Origin of the sequence: Pseudoalteromonas sp. K222D (assembly GCF_017653575.1) — a bacterium.
Classification (GTDB): Bacteria; Pseudomonadota; Gammaproteobacteria; order Enterobacterales; family Alteromonadaceae; genus Pseudoalteromonas; species Pseudoalteromonas nigrifaciens.
In genome coordinates, this window is the sequence record NZ_JAGGDL010000014.1 from 42,014 (window position 1) to 58,139 (window position 16,126).

A 16,126-nucleotide genomic window follows, 5' to 3' on the forward strand; every position below is an offset into this window, starting at 1 on the left:
TTATCTTGTGCTTATTAAAAATAGCATAAAGAGTGAGTTTCAGCGATAAAGTGCTGTTTTTGGCTTGGAGGTGAACTTTAAGGGGGCGGTCGGTTTCTGGTTAGAGTAATGTTTGTTGATAGTGTGACTTTATAGCATTTGATTACTACGATTTTAAATAAAAACACCGCGTTTATTTAAACGCGGTGTTTTTTTGAAGTCTGATTGCTGACCTCTAGTATCTGCTTACATTATACTTTTTGAAAAGCATCTTGTAGTGGTGGTACTACTTGCTTTTTACGGCTCAGTACGCCGTCTAGCCATACTTTTCCGTCTGCTGGTTTTTCACCATAAGCTTGCTCTACTAGGTTTGCGTCGTCTGATGCAATTAGCATTTCTGAGCCTTCTTTCATGATGTCGGTAAGCAGTAAAAATACTGAGTGGCGGTTACCTTCAGTTTTAAGCTTGGCGATATCGGTCGCTAAATCAGCTTTAATATCGTCAAATACTGCAAGGTCGATCACTTCTAGCTGGCCTATACCTACTAGGTTGCCGTTCATGTTAAAGTCTTTAAAGTCGCGCATAACCAGGTCGCGTATAGGCGTGTCGGCAACTGCCGATTTAACGCGAAACATCTCCATGCCGAGCTCTTTAGGATCGTCAATACCGGCTATTTCTGCTAGCGCTTCAACACATTTAATATCGGCAGTAGTGCACGTTGGCGATTTAAAAATAACGGTGTCGCTTAAAATAGCGCACATCATAATACCGGCGATGTTTTTAGGGATTTCTACATTGTAAAAATCGTACATCATTTTAATTATGGTGTTTGAACAACCTACAGGGCGGATCCAGCACTCTAGTGGTGCTGATGAGGTTAGGTCGCCAAGCTTATGGTGATCTACTACGCCGACTATGCGAGCTTGGTCTATATCATCGGGTGCTTGGGTTTTTTCTGTGTGGTCAACAATATACACATCTTCGCCGGCGTAGCTAAGCTTTAGCTCTGGCGCTTCGAAGCCAAATTTATCAAGAATAAATTGAGTTTCTGGTGAAACTTCACCAAGACGCGTTGGAATGGCTGGTTCATTAATTTGGTTTTTTAAATAAGCGAGTGCAATTGCGCCGCATATTGAATCTGAATCTGGGATTTTATGGCCCACTACATACATTGACATTGATGAAACTCCTAAAAATTTGCGCGTATTCTAACAAAGTATAGTGGATTTAACATATAGACAGTGTAATTAAGTTTTGGTTACACTTTAAACTATTGAGCTAATTAGGAACATCGAGCATGCAATTAAGCCGTAAAGGTTGGAACAACGTTATTATTTTTTCGATGTTGATTATGATCTTCTTTTTAAATGGTTGGCACAAAGATATTGGTGGTAGTAATAACGAGCCGGTACTGCAACCAGTGTTACCAATACAAAGTTTTGTATTAACGTTGAGTTTTGTTGATCAAAAAATTGAACGTATAGGCACAAGCTGGCGTACAACCGCATTACAAACTGATGTGCCGCTTACTTGGCAAGGCACGGAGCAGCAGTTAGGCGAACTGGTTAACGTGTGGCAAAGTGCTCAGCTTATGTCGGTTCATGAGTCAGTTGTTTTTAATCCTAATGCGCCCCTCTCGGTAGCTACCTTTGAACTGGCGGGCGAACCATTACCTTGGGTGTATTTGCTTTACAAGGACGATAGCCAGTATTATTTACTCGAAAAAAATAGCCAGCGTGTATTTGCGCTTGATTTAGCTGTAGTTAAACAGTTGTTTCCTAGCTCAACCCCGAGTGAACAATAATCTTTATAATAAAGTGAGTGTATTGAATGCCTGAATTACCAGAGGTAGAAGTAAGCCGCATGGGCATAACCCCGCATGTTTTAAATCAAGTTGTTACTAAGGTAAATATTCATAATGGCAGCATGCGTTGGCCGGTGCCAGACGATGTATATCAGCTAACAGGTTTAACCGTAACGGGCGTTGAGCGCCGCGCAAAATATTTGTTATTACACTGTGAGTTAGGCTCTACTATTTTGCATTTAGGTATGTCGGGCAATTTACGTGTAGTAAGTGCTAACGAGCCACTTAAAAAACACGATCATATAGAATTTATTTTTGCTAACGGTAAAGCGCTGCGCTTAAACGATCCGCGCCGCTTTGGTTGCTGCCTATGGCAAGCGCCGGGCTCAGTTCATAAGTTACTGGCAAAGCTCGGGCCTGAGCCGCTTACTGACGAGTTTTTTGCGAAACAGGTGTATCAGCAATCGCGCAATAAAAAAGTGCCGGTAAAACAATTTATAATGAATAACGCCATCGTCGTAGGGGTCGGTAATATTTACGCTAATGAATCGTTATTTAAAGCGGGAATAGACCCTCGCCGCGAAGCCGGTAAAGTATCGCTGAAAAGTTTTGAAGCGCTTATTCCTATAATTAAAGACACGCTAGCCGCGGCAATAACCCAAGGTGGCACTACCTTAAAAGATTTTGCCCAAAGCGACGGGAAACCGGGTTACTTTGCTCAGCAACTTTTAGTGTACGGTCGCAAAGGGCAACCTTGCTTGGTGTGTAAAAGCGAATTACAAGAAGTTAGGTTAGGGCAAAGAAGTACTGTGTTTTGTAGGAAGTGTCAGAAGTGAAGGGCAGGTTATAGGTATCAGGAGTCAGGTGTCAGGTAGAGATAAAAACAAGGTTACAGGGGGGGGGGAGGTGTTAGTTTTAAATATTTGTATTTTGTTAATTAAAAACTAAGCTAATTTAATCAAAGTATCTGTACAAGGGTGTCAGAATGATGAATTTTGAAAACTTAGATGTTTGGAAACGCTCTACCCGTTTAAGTGCAGATATTTATAAAACCCCAACATTGAAAAAAGACTTTGGCTTTAGGGATCAATTAACGCGATCAGGCTTATCTGTCCCTAGTAATATAGCAGAAGGAATGACGCGAGATAGTGATAAAGAAAAAGTTCGCTTTTTAGATATTGCGCGTTCTTCGTTAGCTGAAGCTCGAACACAAATTTATATTGCCATAGATATAAATTATATAGAATCGGATGTTGGTCGGGCTTGGTTAAACGAAACCTTTGAGTTATCAAAAATGCTGACAAGCTTGATATCTAAAATTAAAACTCGAATTTGAAGATGACAAAATGGCTTTAGTTTAGAGAGAGCTAAAGCCAAGCTCTGAGTTTAAGTTAGATGCGCGCGAGCAATTTACTACTGCGTTTATTTAATTCAAAAACGTGGAATAAGTACACACTTATCAGAGTGGTATTTTTATCATTTTGCTGACACCTGACACCTGACACCTGACACCTGACACCTGACACCTGACACCTGACACCTGACACCTGACACCTGACTTTAAAGCTCAAACGGGGCTACGCCTACGGCTTTCATTGTGTAGCCTACTTGGGCTATTTCGCCTGACCATGTTTGGGTGCTAATTACACCAGTCACTACTATGGCGTCGTATAGGCTGTCGATGGGGACTCCGCCTTTAATGGTTACATGTACTATTTGATTTGGCGGCGGCGGCGGTACGTGTATACAGGCGCCAAAATAAGGAACCAGTAAAAACTCGGTAATTACTTCACTGTCGCCTTCAAGTGGTACTACAAAACCCGGTAGGCTTACCGATTTACCATCAAGTGCTTTTACTACAGGTGCGTTTAGATCTGGTTGAACCCAGTTTTGTTCACTGCCTTCGTGGTTAGCTTGCGCTTGGGTGTTTATTTGCATATGACCTTGTGGAATTAGGTCTTCCCAAAAAATTTCTTTGGGTGGATTTGCACTACTAACAAAGCTGGTTAGTATTAAGCTTACCAAGGCGATGTATTGAAAAGTTGTTTTTAAAAACGTCATGATTGTCCTAGTTATATTTTTATACTCATGCCATCGCTGAGTGAGTAAAAGTAAGCGCGAGTAGCGGGAATTAAACCAATAATAAATCCTGCAATCATAATAACGCCTATAAGTGTGAGTTCATAGTAAGAGAGCATGGCAATATTAATGCTAATACCAGCGTGACTTTGTAAGTAACCTGCGCCAAAAAACATCAGCGCATAAAATAATACACACCCAACTATGCAGCCGAGTAAAGTGGTAAGCAGTGACTCTATGCTAATGAGCGTAAATAGTTGCCATGGCCGAGCGCCTACTGAGCGTAATATGGCAAGTTCTCTGCGGCGCTGATTAAGATTAGCTAGGAGCGTGGTTAACATGCCAAGCAAGCTAATAATGACTACCACAACAGAAAATAGCAGCAGTATTTTTTCAACAATAGCGAGCATTTCCCATAACTCTTTTAGTGTTACTGTGGGCATAATACCCAGCAGTGCTTCTTTTTTATATTGGTTTATATTGCGCCTAATTTGCAGCGTGTAAAGTGGTGAGTTAAAGCCCATTAAAAACGCAGTAATTTGTTTTGGGTGGCCAACTAAGTTGCTATGTTCCTCGTGCTCATGTTCGTCATGCTCTGCACTATGGCCACCATGGATTAAATCGATAGCGGCCAGCGGTATATGCAGCGTTTTATCTACAGGGGTGCCGGTGGCATTTAAAATACCGACCACTTTAAACGGGTTGTCATCATGATGATGAAAGCTGGTGCTGCCCATACCATGAGATATAACAATGCTGTCGCCCAGTTTATAGTTTAATTTACTCGCTACCTCACTCCCCAGCACTACTTGGTTAATCGTGTTAAATGCGTGGCCTTGCTTAAAGCTCAGTGGCTGCTTTTTGCCAAACCGATAATAATTAAAGTAATCAAGGGTGGTGCCTAATACTGCTTGGCCTTTGTGGCTGTCGCCAAGGCTTATTGGAATGCTCCACTTTACGCCGCGTTGTCCGGTTATGTATTCATAACTTTGCCAACTCACACCATTGTTAGTGTGGCCTATTCTAAATACGGACGAGAGCAGCAATTGAATATCGCCAGTGCGCGCACCGACAATTAAATCGGTGCCCGAAATAGTATTACTAAAACTGCTTTTTGCGTCTATGCGTACCCGTTCAATGCTTAGCAGTAACATGACGCTAATGGCGATGGTAAGTAAGGTTAACAGCACGCTACTACGACGGTTTAATAGGCTTTTATAGGCGAGTTTAATTAAGATCATGATGCTGCCTGCAAATTAACTAAATCGATGCTGCGATTAAAAAGTGGTTGCAAACTTTCGTCGTGGCTAACAAATACTAAAGTACTGTTGGCGTGCTTAGCTTGCTCAAACAGCAGTTTTATAAAGCTTTGACGGTTGTTGGTGTCGAGCGCCGATGTGGGCTCGTCGGCAATAATTAGCTCTGGGCTGCCAATAAATGCACGCGCGGCAGCCACACGTTGTTGCTGGCCAATGCTTAATTTACCCACATCTTGATGATGTAAATGTTGCGCTAACCCTAAGGCATTAAGCAATCTTGCGGACTCTGCGGTTAAGCAGTGTGATTGCTGCAGCGCCCGTTGTTGGCGCTGCTTTGAAAACTGGCAACCCAAGCTTACGTTTTCCAGCGGCGTTAAATAGGGGAGCAAATTAAAATTTTGAAAAATATAACCAATATGATCCGCTCTAAATACATCGCGCTGAGTATTACTTAGGCTGTTTAAGTTTTTATTTAAAATACTTACTTCACCGCTGGTGGCGGTATTAATACCCGCTAATAATGCCAGTAAGGTCGACTTACCACAGCCACTTGGTCCATGTAAAAACACATGCTCGCCTTGCTTAATGTTCAGCTGGTTAATATTAAGTGTGGGGCTAACTGCATTTTTATGCCATTTAAATAACAGCTTAGAAAGTGTGATCATAACAACTTAATAGTTAAACATTTATAGTTGTGATGTTAAGCGATAATAAAAGGGAAAGGAAGGAGGGGCGCGTTCAGTGGTTATATTTCAGCGGCCAGCTTAATATTAGCCAAGCATTGAGCTAATCAAACCCTTTACGCATGGCTTAAAATATAAGCATTCATATAATGGGTATGAAAGAGAGTAAATGAAAAGCAATACAGTGATACTAATAAACCCAATAGCTAAGGAATCATTTGCATTTGAGAATCGAAGTATATTAACTTAATACAAATAATTGGACGCTATGATGTCTTTTTTCTTTTATTTTAGTCTTTTTTGGGTATGGTGGTGTCTAATTGTGTTTTTAGGGCTGCAGTTATCAATTATTTATTATTAAGTGAAGGCGATGTGCAACTTGCTTTTGCAGCACATTTACAAGCGCTTCGAAAAAAAGCTAAATTGTCTCGAGAAGCTTTAGCTAAGAAAAGTACCGTACCGGCTTCTACAATAAAAAAATTTGAAGTTACGGGACTCATTTCATTTAGGCAGCTATTACTTTTGTGGCAATCATTAGACGACTTAACTCGTTTATATGATTTAACAAAAGATCTTCCTCAAAGTAAAGATGCACCAACGTCTATAGAGCAGGTTTTGAAAAATGGTCTTTAAGCCAATAAATAAACTAGAAGTTAAACGTACGCTATCTGATTCCACAGAATTACTTGTTGGTGTGCTTGCTCAAAATCGGCAGGGTGTTTATTTTCAATTTGATCAAAACTACTTAGATCAATATAGCAACCTTTCACCATTTTCATTGTCCTTTAATAGGGATGTGCAATTAGCACCTAAAAGCCCACACAATGGGCTTCATGGAGTTTTTTCTGATTGTTTGCCTGATGGTTGGGGATCATTACTTCAGGACCGTGTTTTTAGACAAAATAATATAATGCCAAACTTCGTTACTGCAATGGACCGATTATCGTTTGTTGGCCATTCTGCTATGGGGGCATTATCTTTTACACCAGAGGCTAATTATAATATTCCAAGTGAAGAGGAGCCAGGTCTAGCTGAATTAGGCCAACAAGCTCAAGCCATTTTTGATGGGCAAACAGAAACAGTACTTTCGGCATTGGTTGCAGCTGGTAGCTCTGGTGGTGCACGTCCTAAAGCTCAAGTATATTTTCCTGAACATAATATAGAAGAATGTAGAACTCAGCCTAAAATTGGTGATGATGCATGGCTGATAAAATTTACATCCAAAAATTTGTCTTTAGGCCATGAAGAAGGATTGTGCGAAGCTGTGTATTTGGAGTTAGCAGATAAAGCTAAATTAAGCCCACCTGAAAGACTTTTGGTAAATGCACCTGAAGGCACTGGAGCAAAACAATGGCTGGCATTAAAGCGATTTGATAGATTTAAATTACCAAGCAATAAAATGGGCCGTAAACATATGCACAGCGCATGTGGTTTATTGGATGCTGACTTTCGTGCACCCACATTAGATTATGAAGATTTAATTAAAGCTAGTCGTGTTTTATGCAAGTCTCCTGCTGCTGGGCAGTTACAGTTTCGCCGAGCTATATTCAATTTGTTTAGTTGTAATCAAGATGATCATTCAAAAAACTGGGCATTTCTTCAAGAAGATTCTGGCGAGTGGAACCTAGCTCCTTTTTACGATGTTACTTTTAGTCCTCATCCGTTTAATGAGCATGCAACTTCGTTTGCAGGATATGGGAAAAACCCTCCAATAAAAGCAATTCAAAAGTTAGCCTCTGCGGCTGGGTATGCAAATTGGAAACAAGTTCAGATTATAATCTCTGAAATTGCAGACATTGTTTTTAGCTTTAAAGACACAGCTAAAACATTTGAGGTAAATAAACAGACTATTCAATTGATTGAACAACAACTTGATAATACTTACCGCATAAATAAACAGTTATGCGGGAGTCTTTAATAATCCTTAAACCTAAATAGTAAATCACTAGCTAAAACCGGCTCATTAGCCAAAGCGATTGAGCTTTTTATGACTCTGGATTATTATGTGTGGCTTATAACCCCAATCCCATACTTTGCTCTTTGAGCATGCCTAACCCCGGAGATAGCATGACTAGCTATAAAGTTTTAGACGTAAACGATGATTTACCTATTCGTACCAAAGGTGACGTACACAGTGGTAAAGTACGCTCGGTTTATTGGCTAACCGACGCAGACAGCAAACGTTTAATTAGCGAAAAGGGCTATAAAGTACCAGCCGATACTGAGCTGGCAATTATGGTTATTTCCGACAGAATTTCAGCTTTTGATTGTATTTGGCAAGGCGAAAACGGTTTAAATGGCGTGCCAGGTAAAGGTATAGCGTTAAACTCGGTGGCTGCGCATTGGTTTAAGTTATTTGACGAAGCAGGACTTGCGGGTAATCACATTGTTGATATTCCGCATCCGTATGTTTGGATTGTACGTAAAGCCAGTACGGTAAAAGTAGAAGCCATTGCCCGCCAATATATTACTGGCAGCATGTGGCGCGACTACGCTAAAGGTGTACGAGACTTTTGTGGTATTAATTTACCAGAAGGTTTAACAGCTAATCAAAAGCTCGATAAAGTATTAATTACTCCCTCTACCAAAGGCATTATTACTGGTGTGGCAGATATTCCCCCAGTTGATGATGTAAATATAACGCGTAGCAATATTACTAATAACCTAAGCGTATTTAACTTTAGAACGGCAGATGATGTAGCCCAATACGAAAAGTTATTAGTGGAAGGTTTTGAGCTAATAAGTGGCGAGCTGGCTAAGCTTGGGCAAATATTTGTAGATACCAAATTTGAATTTGGCTATGTAGAAGATATAAATGGCGCAGAGCAGCTTATTTATATTGATGAAGTAGGCACGCCTGATTCATCACGTATTTGGGATGAGGCATCTTATCGCGACGGTAAAATTGTTGAAAATTCAAAAGAAGGCTTTCGTCAGCTGTTAATTAATAACGTGCCAGAGAGCGACGTATTACTTAATAAAGACCGCATGGATGAGCGTGAGCAACTAGCTAAAAATTATATTTTACCTGAGTCAGTAATGCTTGAGGTGTCAAATACCTACGTGGGCATTGCCAGTAAAATTGTAGGCAAAGAAATTGTTATTCCTGCTGATCCGCGCCAAGAAGTAATTGCTATTTTAGATGCCGATTATGGATTAATTATAAAATAACACGACTAAAGTGCTAAAAAATGAATGCTAAAATGTTTATTTTTAGTGACTGAACTATATTTCTTGCAATTGGTGCTCGTCTCTAATTAACTGAACTTAAAATTAATATTTGAGTATGGTTATGTTTGAACGAGCATTGCAAGTTTTTGCAAAAAAACGTTATTTATTCGCTTTAAGTGTGCTTTTTAGCCACGCTGCTATTAGCGCAAATATTGATTTAGTAATAAAAGATCAACACGGTGTGGTATTACCTAATGCCATTGTTGAAATAGGCCAAGCAAACACTGCTTTTAAGCCTGTAAATTCAAGTATTAAAAAGCTCCCCGTTGCGGTAATGGATCAGGTAAATAAGCAGTTTTTACCTGAGCTACTTATTGTACAGCAAGGGCAATTAGTTAACTTTCCTAATAGCGACAATATTCGCCATAACGTGTATTCGTTTTCAAGCGCTAAATCTTTTCAATTAAAACTCTACTCAGGGCAACCCAAAGAGCCAATTGTTTTTGACACCCAAGGTGTTGTGGTACTAGGCTGTAATATTCATGACTCTATGGTGGGTTATATTTATGTGGCTAAGAGCGAGCAAGTTTATAAAACCGATAAAAACGGAGTTGTAAGTTTGCCTATTACTACGCAGCCGTTACAAATAAGTGTGTGGCATGCGTTGCAAACTGCGCCTTTAGAAAATAAAAAAATGATGAATATAGAGCCTCAAGCTATTTTACCTATAACTATAAACACTTCCTCGCCAGCACCACGTAACACCTTTGGCAGTCAGTTTAAGGGCGGTAATGACTAATAATTTACGAAACCGTATAACCATTTTATGTGTTGGTTTGGTGTTATTAACCACTGTGGTAAGTTTGCTGAGCTTTTGGTGGTCTACGAGTAAGTTTCAAGAAGAAAAAGTCAATCAAGACATAAGCGTGGCACAAAATGTTTATAAACAATATTTAAACTCAAAAGAAAACCTACTATTAACTGCTGCTAAAGTACTCACCTCCGATTTTGGCTTTAAACAAGCGGTTGCTACGCGTGACGCTGCTACTATAAGCAGTGTGTTATACAATCATAGCCAGCGCATAAATGCCGATTTAATGCTGCTGTTAGATTTGTCGGGGCAGTTAATATCAACCAATAATGATGAAGACAACTTTACCGATAACCTGCAGCCTTTAATGAGCGAGTTATTAACTAACGCAGAGCGCTCTAGTTTTGTGGTATTAAATGGCCAACTGTATCAGGTTATTTTACTGCCAGTTAAAACCCCGCGCACCATCGCTTACAGTTTAGTAGGCTTTAAAGTAACCAGTAATGTAGCTTCAGAGCTTAAAAGCCTAACCGGTATGGAAGTAAGCTTTATAGCGATCGCAGACAGTGTAGTAAAAACCTCATTTGTAGCCCCTCCAGCAAACTTTCGACCAGTTAATTATTTTAATAGCAAAACGACGTCGCGCTTTTTTGGTGATTATTTAGTGTATAAAAATCGCGAAATTGAGCTATCGGCACTGCAAGCTCACCCGGTAATAATTTTACTCAGCGCCGATTTAACCCAAGGCTATCGCGATTTTGAGCAGCTTTTTTTTACGCTTATTGTTCTTGCCATACTTACTTTGCTAGTTGGGGTAGTAACCAGTAGTTTATTAGCAAATAACTTAACTACACCACTGTCGCAATTGGCTGTGGTGGCTAAACAATTTGCAAAGGGTAATTATAATTTTGAATTTAAAGGCAGCAAACAAAGTAGTGAAATAGCTACGCTAATGGATGCTTTTCATAACATGGGTAGCGATATAAATAAGCGTGAACAGCAAATTAGTTACCAGGCTCGCCATGATGCGCTAACCGGCTTTTATAACCGCTCGGCTATGCTAGAAGTGCTAGCTACACAATTAAATAAAAGCACTGCACACACGCTAGTTGCTATCGATATTAAAGGCCTGCGACATATAAACGATAAGTTAGGGCCACGTATTGGCGATGATTGTTTAAAGGCGGTGGCAAAGCGTATTAGTGAATTCTCAGATGAGTTGGGTGGCTTTCATGCGCGTATTGGTGGCGATGAGTTTTTAACCGTGTTTCCGGCGGGGGCAGTGAGCGAATTTAAACGCGGTATTATTGCTTTAATGGCGCAGCTCCAAGCAAGTTACACCATTCAAAACTTAAAAATAAACTTACGCTTTAGTGTGGGTGTGGTGCAATATCCGCTACACGGTGAACAAGCTGAGGATCTAATTCGCCGAGTACTTATAGCGGTAGATAGCGCAACTAGTCATCATCAAAATATTCATTACTATCAACAAGGCGAAGACGAAGCGCATTTAGAGCGCTTAGTTATGCTTGATGAACTTAAGCAAGCTATAAGCGATGATGACGGCCAGTTATTTATGACCTATCAGCCAAAACTAAATATGAAAATACAAAAGGTTGATAAGGTAGAGTCTTTAATTCGCTGGCAGCGTAAAGATGGTAGTTGGGTGTCGCCTGAGGTGTTTATTGATTTAGCCGAACAGTCGGGATTAATTGTTGAGCTCACTGCCTGGGTGGTTAATACCGTTATTGCACAAGTTGCCGCTTGGCAGCAAAAAGGCATACATTTACAAGCGGCTATCAATGTATCGGCACAAGATATTGCGTTTGCGGGGTTTCATTCGTCATTAGTACGTACTTTAAAAAAGCATAAGGTTAACCCTGCGTTGATCACCATTGAGCTCACCGAGCGCGATATGATCGAAAATGAAGAAAAAGGCATAATTGCCCTCGAAAACTTAAAAGCTATTGGGGTAAAAATATCGCTTGATGATTATGGCGTAGGGCAAACATCGTTAGGGCGTTTAAAAATGTTGCCAATTGATGAGCTTAAATTAGATAAGTGCTTTATTTTAAAACTAGATGAATCGCAAAAAGATCAATTTATTGTGCAGTCGAGTATTACTTTAGGGCATCAATTAGGGTTTTCGGTAGTTGCCGAAGGAGTAGAAACTGTAGGTACTTTAGCGCTACTTAAGCAGATGCAATGCGATCACGCCCAAGGTTATTATTTAAGTCGACCATTAAAAGCTGATCAATTAGAGCTATGGTTAGAGGAATACGATGGCGTACATTAAGTGTTTTATGGCGGGGGTATTACTCACAGCCAGTTTTATTACTGCTGCGAGTAGCGGTAAATTATTAGCTACTCCAGGGGTGTCTCAAGTTGAGGGGGCTGGTGGCGGTGGCCTTGTCCCGTGGGCGCAACTTGCTGGGTATGCTAGTGAAGATGAGGTTTCGGTTAATGGCTTTTGTAGCCGTGCAGATGTAACCGACTATACGTTAGATGTATGTGGCGCACAGCTTAATTTGTTTAATCGCGTTGAGCTTAGCTATGCGCAGCAAGAGTTTGATGTACCCGCGCTGAGTACGCAAATAGAGCAGTCGATAACTGGTGCTAAAGTTCGTTTATATGGCGACATTGTTTACAGTAATTGGCCACAAGTAAGTTTAGGTATGCAGCATAAGTCGTTAGACGATGGCACGGTTGCAAAGCTAGTGGGTGCACAGAGCACCAGCGGCACCGACTTTTACTTAGCGGCAAGCAAATTACACTTAGGTGCTATTGCAGGATACAACTGGTTTTGGAACGTGACCACCCGTTACAGCAAAGCCAACCAACTAGGGTTACTGGGTTATGGCGGCAATAATGCCAGCAATAAATTGTTATTTGAGGCAAGCACAGCGATATTTTTAAGCCGTGAAGTCGCGTTAGGTGTTGAGTATCGTCAAAAAACAAATAACCTAGGATTAGGCGAGCAAGATTGGAAAGATGTGTTTGTAGCTTGGATGCCAAATAAACATATAAGCGTAACCGCCGCCTACTTAGATTTAGGCAGTATAGCTGGAACAAGCGATCAAACCGGTTGGTACTTATCGGTGACAGGATATTGGTAATGAGAATTTTTATACTATTTTTATTGGCTACAAGTGTATTAGCTGGCTGTAGCAGCAAGCCTAAACAGAGTTTGTATCAGCAAATAAATGGTAATGCCGGCATAGAAAAACTAGTGGATAGCTTTATTTATCAAATTGGTAATGACAGGCAAGTGTTTCACTATTTTGAGCACAGTAACATTACTCATTTTCGCCAAGGCTTTATAAGCCACTTATGCGCGCTAACAAACGGCCCGTGTGAGTATAAAGGTGACTCTATGGTTGCTATTCATACCGGCATGAATATTAATGAAAAAGATTTTAATCATGTAGTCGATCTGCTAATTAATGCGATGGACGAGCAAAGTATACCCCATCCAGTACAAAATAAAATAATATCGAAAATGGCACCACTGCGCAGTGAAATAATAAAGATTTAAGAGCTGTAAAGTGGCAGCGCTCAGCTGTTCACTTTTAAAAAAGCAGCCAAACCTTGAGATAGATAAATGAAAAATATAATTACCAATGAGCAGCTTTATACGCAATTAAATGATCCTGCATTAATATTATTTGACGCGGGTATGCTGCGCCCGGGTTTAACTGGTAACTACGTTGCTAAAGCTGTGCTGCCCAACGCGCAGCGCTTTGATATTAAAAATGAACTAGCAGATCGTTCTAACCCGTTACCTAATACTTTGTGTAGTGCAGAACAATTTACTCAAGTGATGCAAAAAGCGGGAGTGAATCACGATTCACTCGTGGTGATTTATGAAGATGCAGGGTTATTCAGTGCAGCTAGAGCTTGGTGGATGTTTAAAGCCATGGGATTTAATAACGTTAAAGTCCTCAGTGGCGGTTTAGCTAAGTGGCTTGAATTCGGGCTTCCGGTTGAATCAAACTATACACAAGCATCACTAAAAGGCGATTTTATTGCTCAATACCGGCCTGATTACTTTATTGATAAAAAACAGGTGCTAAGTGCTACTAAGGATGCCAATACTGTCATTTTAGATGCGCGTGCTTATGAGCGATTTACTGGCAAAAGTAGTGAGCCAAGAGCGGGTATGCGCAGCGGTCATATTATTAACAGTTATTCGCTACCTTTAACTAGTCTATTAGAAAATGGTGAAGCAAAATCACTCGACTTTATACAGGCAAAGTTTAGTGAATTAGTAGGTAATGCAACCCACTTACAATTTAGCTGTGGCTCTGGCGTTACTGCCTGTGCGCTTGCGCTGTTTGCCGATGAATGCGGCTATAGTAATTTAAGTGTGTACGATGGCTCGTGGAGTGAATGGGGCGCTGATAACTCACTGCCTATTGCTGTGGGTGGCTAATTTAACTATAAGGGCAATTTTTACAACCATTTTTGCAGCAAGTACCACGCTTTAAAAAATACCACTTACTAAACACCATGTAATTGTTCTGCATGGTGTAATCTAACCCTTCAATTAAATTATCATTGCTTCTAAATTGTTTGGCGAAAGCTATTTGGGTTTTAATTGGCTGAGTATATATAGTTTCTAAATAGCAATTAATTTTAGCAAGAGTACATGATCGGCATAAGCAGCTAGTTGCTGTATCATCGAGTGGTAAAATAGCGGGTAACTTGTTGCACCAACATGCTGATATGTCAGTCACATTACAGGTAAGAGCAGTATTACATTGCGTGCAGTTAATTTGGGTCATTATTTTACTTTTAAATCACGGTGAGCGCAGAATAACAATATTATGGATATACAAAAAGCATTAGCGCAGTTTATTACCTTCGGGCCAGAAAAAGACGAGGCTATTGCTGTTATTGTATCTGCGGCAGCAGCAAAACAGCCATTATTTACCCTAAGTACGTCAATCATACTAAATGTGTTTGAGCGTTGTTTACATAATGAAATAGTACTTGATGACTTGGAACTGTGGGCGAATGTGATTGAAGCGCGAGATGATATTGATTGCGCTGAATGTGAGGGCGTTATTTATGCACTTAGTAACAGTGAGCAAATGGGCGAGCTTAATTATGAAAAGCTTGCCAAATTAGCCACGCTTTTACAATAGTAAAAGCGTGGCTAATTTTTAGTCAAGTATTAAAGGTACGAGATCTCAGGTGTTGATAAAATACCGAACCGTAGGCGGGAGCTTACCTCGCGCATTTTATAAATTTAACAAGCGCGGCATAAAGCCCCGCCTTGTATCTACGGTTAACTTAAACACCGCGCTGGCTTAATTCTCGCCTAAAATCTGATACCTAAAACCTTGTATTTCTATTTATTACTTATGATATCCCAAGCAGGTTTCTACTTCGTTTTTTGAGCCTAAAATTACAGCTACGCGCTGGTGAATGGCATTAGGTTGTATGTCCATAATGCGCTCGGTGCCAGTTGAGGCAATCCCGCCAGCTTGCTCTACTAGCATGGCCATAGGGTTTGCTTCGTAAAGCAGACGTAGTTTATTTGGTTGGCTTGGGTTTTTGGTATCGGTTGGGTAGGTAAATAACCCGCCACGGCTTAATACGCGGTGTACATCGCCTACCATTGCAGCAATCCAGCGCATATTAAAGTTTCGAGCGCGTGGGCCAGTGTCGCCAGCTACAAGGTCGTTAATGTAGTTTTGCATAGCCGGTTGCCAATGGCGTTGGTTTGACGCATTAATAGCATATTCATTGGTATCTGCTGGTATTTTTGCAAAATCTTGAGTTAATAAAAAGGTGCCGTGCGTTTTATCTAGGGTGAAAAAGCGGGTGCCTTTACCTGTCGTTAGCGCCAATATAGTCGATGGGCCATACAATACATAACCTGCCGCTACTTGATTAATACCCGGTTGCATAAAAATACTTTGATCAGTAGGATCTGCGCCTTCAGGCGCTTTCATTACTGAAAAAATAGTACCTACTAACGAGTTTATGTCGGTGTTTGATGAGCCATCAAGTGGGTCAAACGCTACAATATATTCTGCATCAGGATTACCAGCAACTGTGTAGTCTTCTTCTTCAGAGGCGATGGCTTTTACGTAGCCCGATTCCAATAATATATCTTTAAGCAGTTGGTTGGTTAAAACATCAAGCTTCTTTTGAGTTTCGCCTTGAATATTCTCGTCAAGTGTTGAGCCTAATACACCCGATAATTCGCCTTGGCCAACACGAAATGAAATTTCTTTACATGCGGCTAAAATAGTTCTGATCAAAGAGATTAACTCTCTTGGGCAACCATCTTCAAGTAATACTGGAGGAAGTCTACGCATTCTATTTTCCT

Annotated in this window: 18 protein-coding genes; 12 read left to right on the forward strand and 6 right to left on the reverse strand. The window is 40.5% G+C overall.

From position 1 onward, the window contains the following. Nucleotides 1–230: 230 nt before the first annotated feature. On the reverse strand, nt 231–1,157 hold the full coding sequence (locus J5X91_RS08935) for a manganese-dependent inorganic pyrophosphatase (protein WP_182684086.1): 927 nt from the start codon (nt 1,155–1,157) through the stop codon (nt 231–233). 119 nt (nt 1,158–1,276) lie between these two features. Between J5X91_RS08935 and J5X91_RS08940 the strand changes: the two genes are divergently transcribed. The 3 genes from J5X91_RS08940 to J5X91_RS08950 all read left to right on the forward strand — a co-directional run bounded on the left by J5X91_RS08940 (nt 1,277) and on the right by J5X91_RS08950 (nt 3,119). Next, the gene (locus tag J5X91_RS08940; RefSeq protein ID WP_208834464.1) at nt 1,277–1,783 is read left to right on the forward strand and encodes a hypothetical protein; all 507 of its coding nucleotides are present in this window, start codon (nt 1,277–1,279) and stop codon (nt 1,781–1,783) included. A gap of 26 nt (nt 1,784–1,809) precedes the next feature. Further along, a complete protein-coding gene (gene mutM, locus J5X91_RS08945; protein WP_208834465.1) occupies nt 1,810–2,619 on the forward strand; it encodes a bifunctional DNA-formamidopyrimidine glycosylase/DNA-(apurinic or apyrimidinic site) lyase in 810 nt (269 codons plus the stop codon). 152 nt (nt 2,620–2,771) lie between these two features. After that, nucleotides 2,772–3,119: a four helix bundle protein gene (locus J5X91_RS08950; RefSeq protein WP_208834485.1), complete on the forward strand. Its 348-nt coding sequence runs from the start codon at nt 2,772–2,774 to the stop codon at nt 3,117–3,119. Between the two features lie 224 nt (nt 3,120–3,343). Here J5X91_RS08950 and J5X91_RS08955 read toward each other — a convergent pair whose 3' ends face one another. The 3 genes from J5X91_RS08955 to J5X91_RS08965 are packed head-to-tail and all read right to left on the reverse strand — an operon-like array spanning nt 3,344 to nt 5,786. Continuing rightward, nucleotides 3,344–3,844, reverse strand: coding sequence for a DUF3299 domain-containing protein (locus J5X91_RS08955; RefSeq protein WP_011327159.1), 501 nt, complete (start codon nt 3,842–3,844; stop codon nt 3,344–3,346). 11 nt (nt 3,845–3,855) lie between these two features. Beyond that, nucleotides 3,856–5,103, reverse strand: coding sequence for an ABC transporter permease (locus J5X91_RS08960; protein WP_179807851.1), 1,248 nt, complete (start codon nt 5,101–5,103; stop codon nt 3,856–3,858). Next, a complete protein-coding gene (locus J5X91_RS08965; protein ID WP_182684089.1) occupies nt 5,100–5,786 on the reverse strand; it encodes an ABC transporter ATP-binding protein in 687 nt (228 codons plus the stop codon). The genes J5X91_RS08960 and J5X91_RS08965 overlap by 4 nt, the downstream gene beginning before the upstream one ends. Before the next feature lie 360 nt (nt 5,787–6,146). Here J5X91_RS08965 and J5X91_RS08970 point away from each other — a divergent pair, with 360 nt between their 5' ends. From J5X91_RS08970 to J5X91_RS09005, 8 genes are all read left to right on the forward strand, one after another. Continuing rightward, nucleotides 6,147–6,437, forward strand: coding sequence for a helix-turn-helix transcriptional regulator (locus tag J5X91_RS08970; RefSeq protein ID WP_041454642.1), 291 nt, complete (start codon nt 6,147–6,149; stop codon nt 6,435–6,437). Continuing rightward, complete coding sequence (locus J5X91_RS08975) at nt 6,427–7,722, forward strand: type II toxin-antitoxin system HipA family toxin (RefSeq protein ID WP_208834466.1); 1,296 nt, start codon at nt 6,427–6,429, stop codon at nt 7,720–7,722. Before J5X91_RS08970 ends, J5X91_RS08975 begins: the two co-directional genes overlap by 11 nt. 149 nt (nt 7,723–7,871) lie before the next feature. After that, complete coding sequence (locus tag J5X91_RS08980) at nt 7,872–8,975, forward strand: phosphoribosylaminoimidazolesuccinocarboxamide synthase (protein ID WP_208834467.1); 1,104 nt, start codon at nt 7,872–7,874, stop codon at nt 8,973–8,975. A 121-nt stretch (nt 8,976–9,096) separates the two neighbouring features. Next, nucleotides 9,097–9,774, forward strand: coding sequence for a methylamine utilization protein (locus J5X91_RS08985; protein WP_208834468.1), 678 nt, complete (start codon nt 9,097–9,099; stop codon nt 9,772–9,774). Next, the gene (locus J5X91_RS08990) at nt 9,767–12,082 is read left to right on the forward strand and encodes an EAL domain-containing protein (protein WP_208834469.1); all 2,316 of its coding nucleotides are present in this window, start codon (nt 9,767–9,769) and stop codon (nt 12,080–12,082) included. The genes J5X91_RS08985 and J5X91_RS08990 overlap by 8 nt, the downstream gene beginning before the upstream one ends. Continuing rightward, nucleotides 12,069–12,902, forward strand: a complete 834-nt coding sequence (locus J5X91_RS08995) for a DUF3034 family protein (protein WP_208834470.1) — start codon at nt 12,069–12,071, stop codon at nt 12,900–12,902. Before J5X91_RS08990 ends, J5X91_RS08995 begins: the two co-directional genes overlap by 14 nt. Further along, complete coding sequence (locus tag J5X91_RS09000; protein ID WP_179807844.1) at nt 12,902–13,321, forward strand: group 1 truncated hemoglobin; 420 nt, start codon at nt 12,902–12,904, stop codon at nt 13,319–13,321. Before J5X91_RS08995 ends, J5X91_RS09000 begins: the two co-directional genes overlap by 1 nt. Nucleotides 13,322–13,387: 66 nt before the next feature. Further along, nucleotides 13,388–14,218, forward strand: coding sequence for a sulfurtransferase (locus J5X91_RS09005; RefSeq protein WP_208834471.1), 831 nt, complete (start codon nt 13,388–13,390; stop codon nt 14,216–14,218). A 1-nt stretch (nt 14,219) separates the two neighbouring features. On the opposite strand, the gene J5X91_RS09010 is transcribed toward J5X91_RS09005, so the two are convergent. Then, the gene (locus J5X91_RS09010) at nt 14,220–14,570 is read right to left on the reverse strand and encodes a DUF5522 domain-containing protein (protein WP_208834472.1); all 351 of its coding nucleotides are present in this window, start codon (nt 14,568–14,570) and stop codon (nt 14,220–14,222) included. 42 nt (nt 14,571–14,612) lie between these two features. Between J5X91_RS09010 and J5X91_RS09015 the strand changes: the two genes are divergently transcribed. After that, nucleotides 14,613–14,933, forward strand: a complete 321-nt coding sequence (locus J5X91_RS09015; protein WP_208834473.1) for a hypothetical protein — start codon at nt 14,613–14,615, stop codon at nt 14,931–14,933. A gap of 213 nt (nt 14,934–15,146) precedes the next feature. Here the strand turns inward: J5X91_RS09015 and J5X91_RS09020 are convergent, their stop codons facing one another. Further along, nucleotides 15,147–16,115, reverse strand: a complete 969-nt coding sequence (locus tag J5X91_RS09020) for a class 1 fructose-bisphosphatase (protein ID WP_192532545.1) — start codon at nt 16,113–16,115, stop codon at nt 15,147–15,149. Nucleotides 16,116–16,126: the final 11 nt, after the last annotated feature.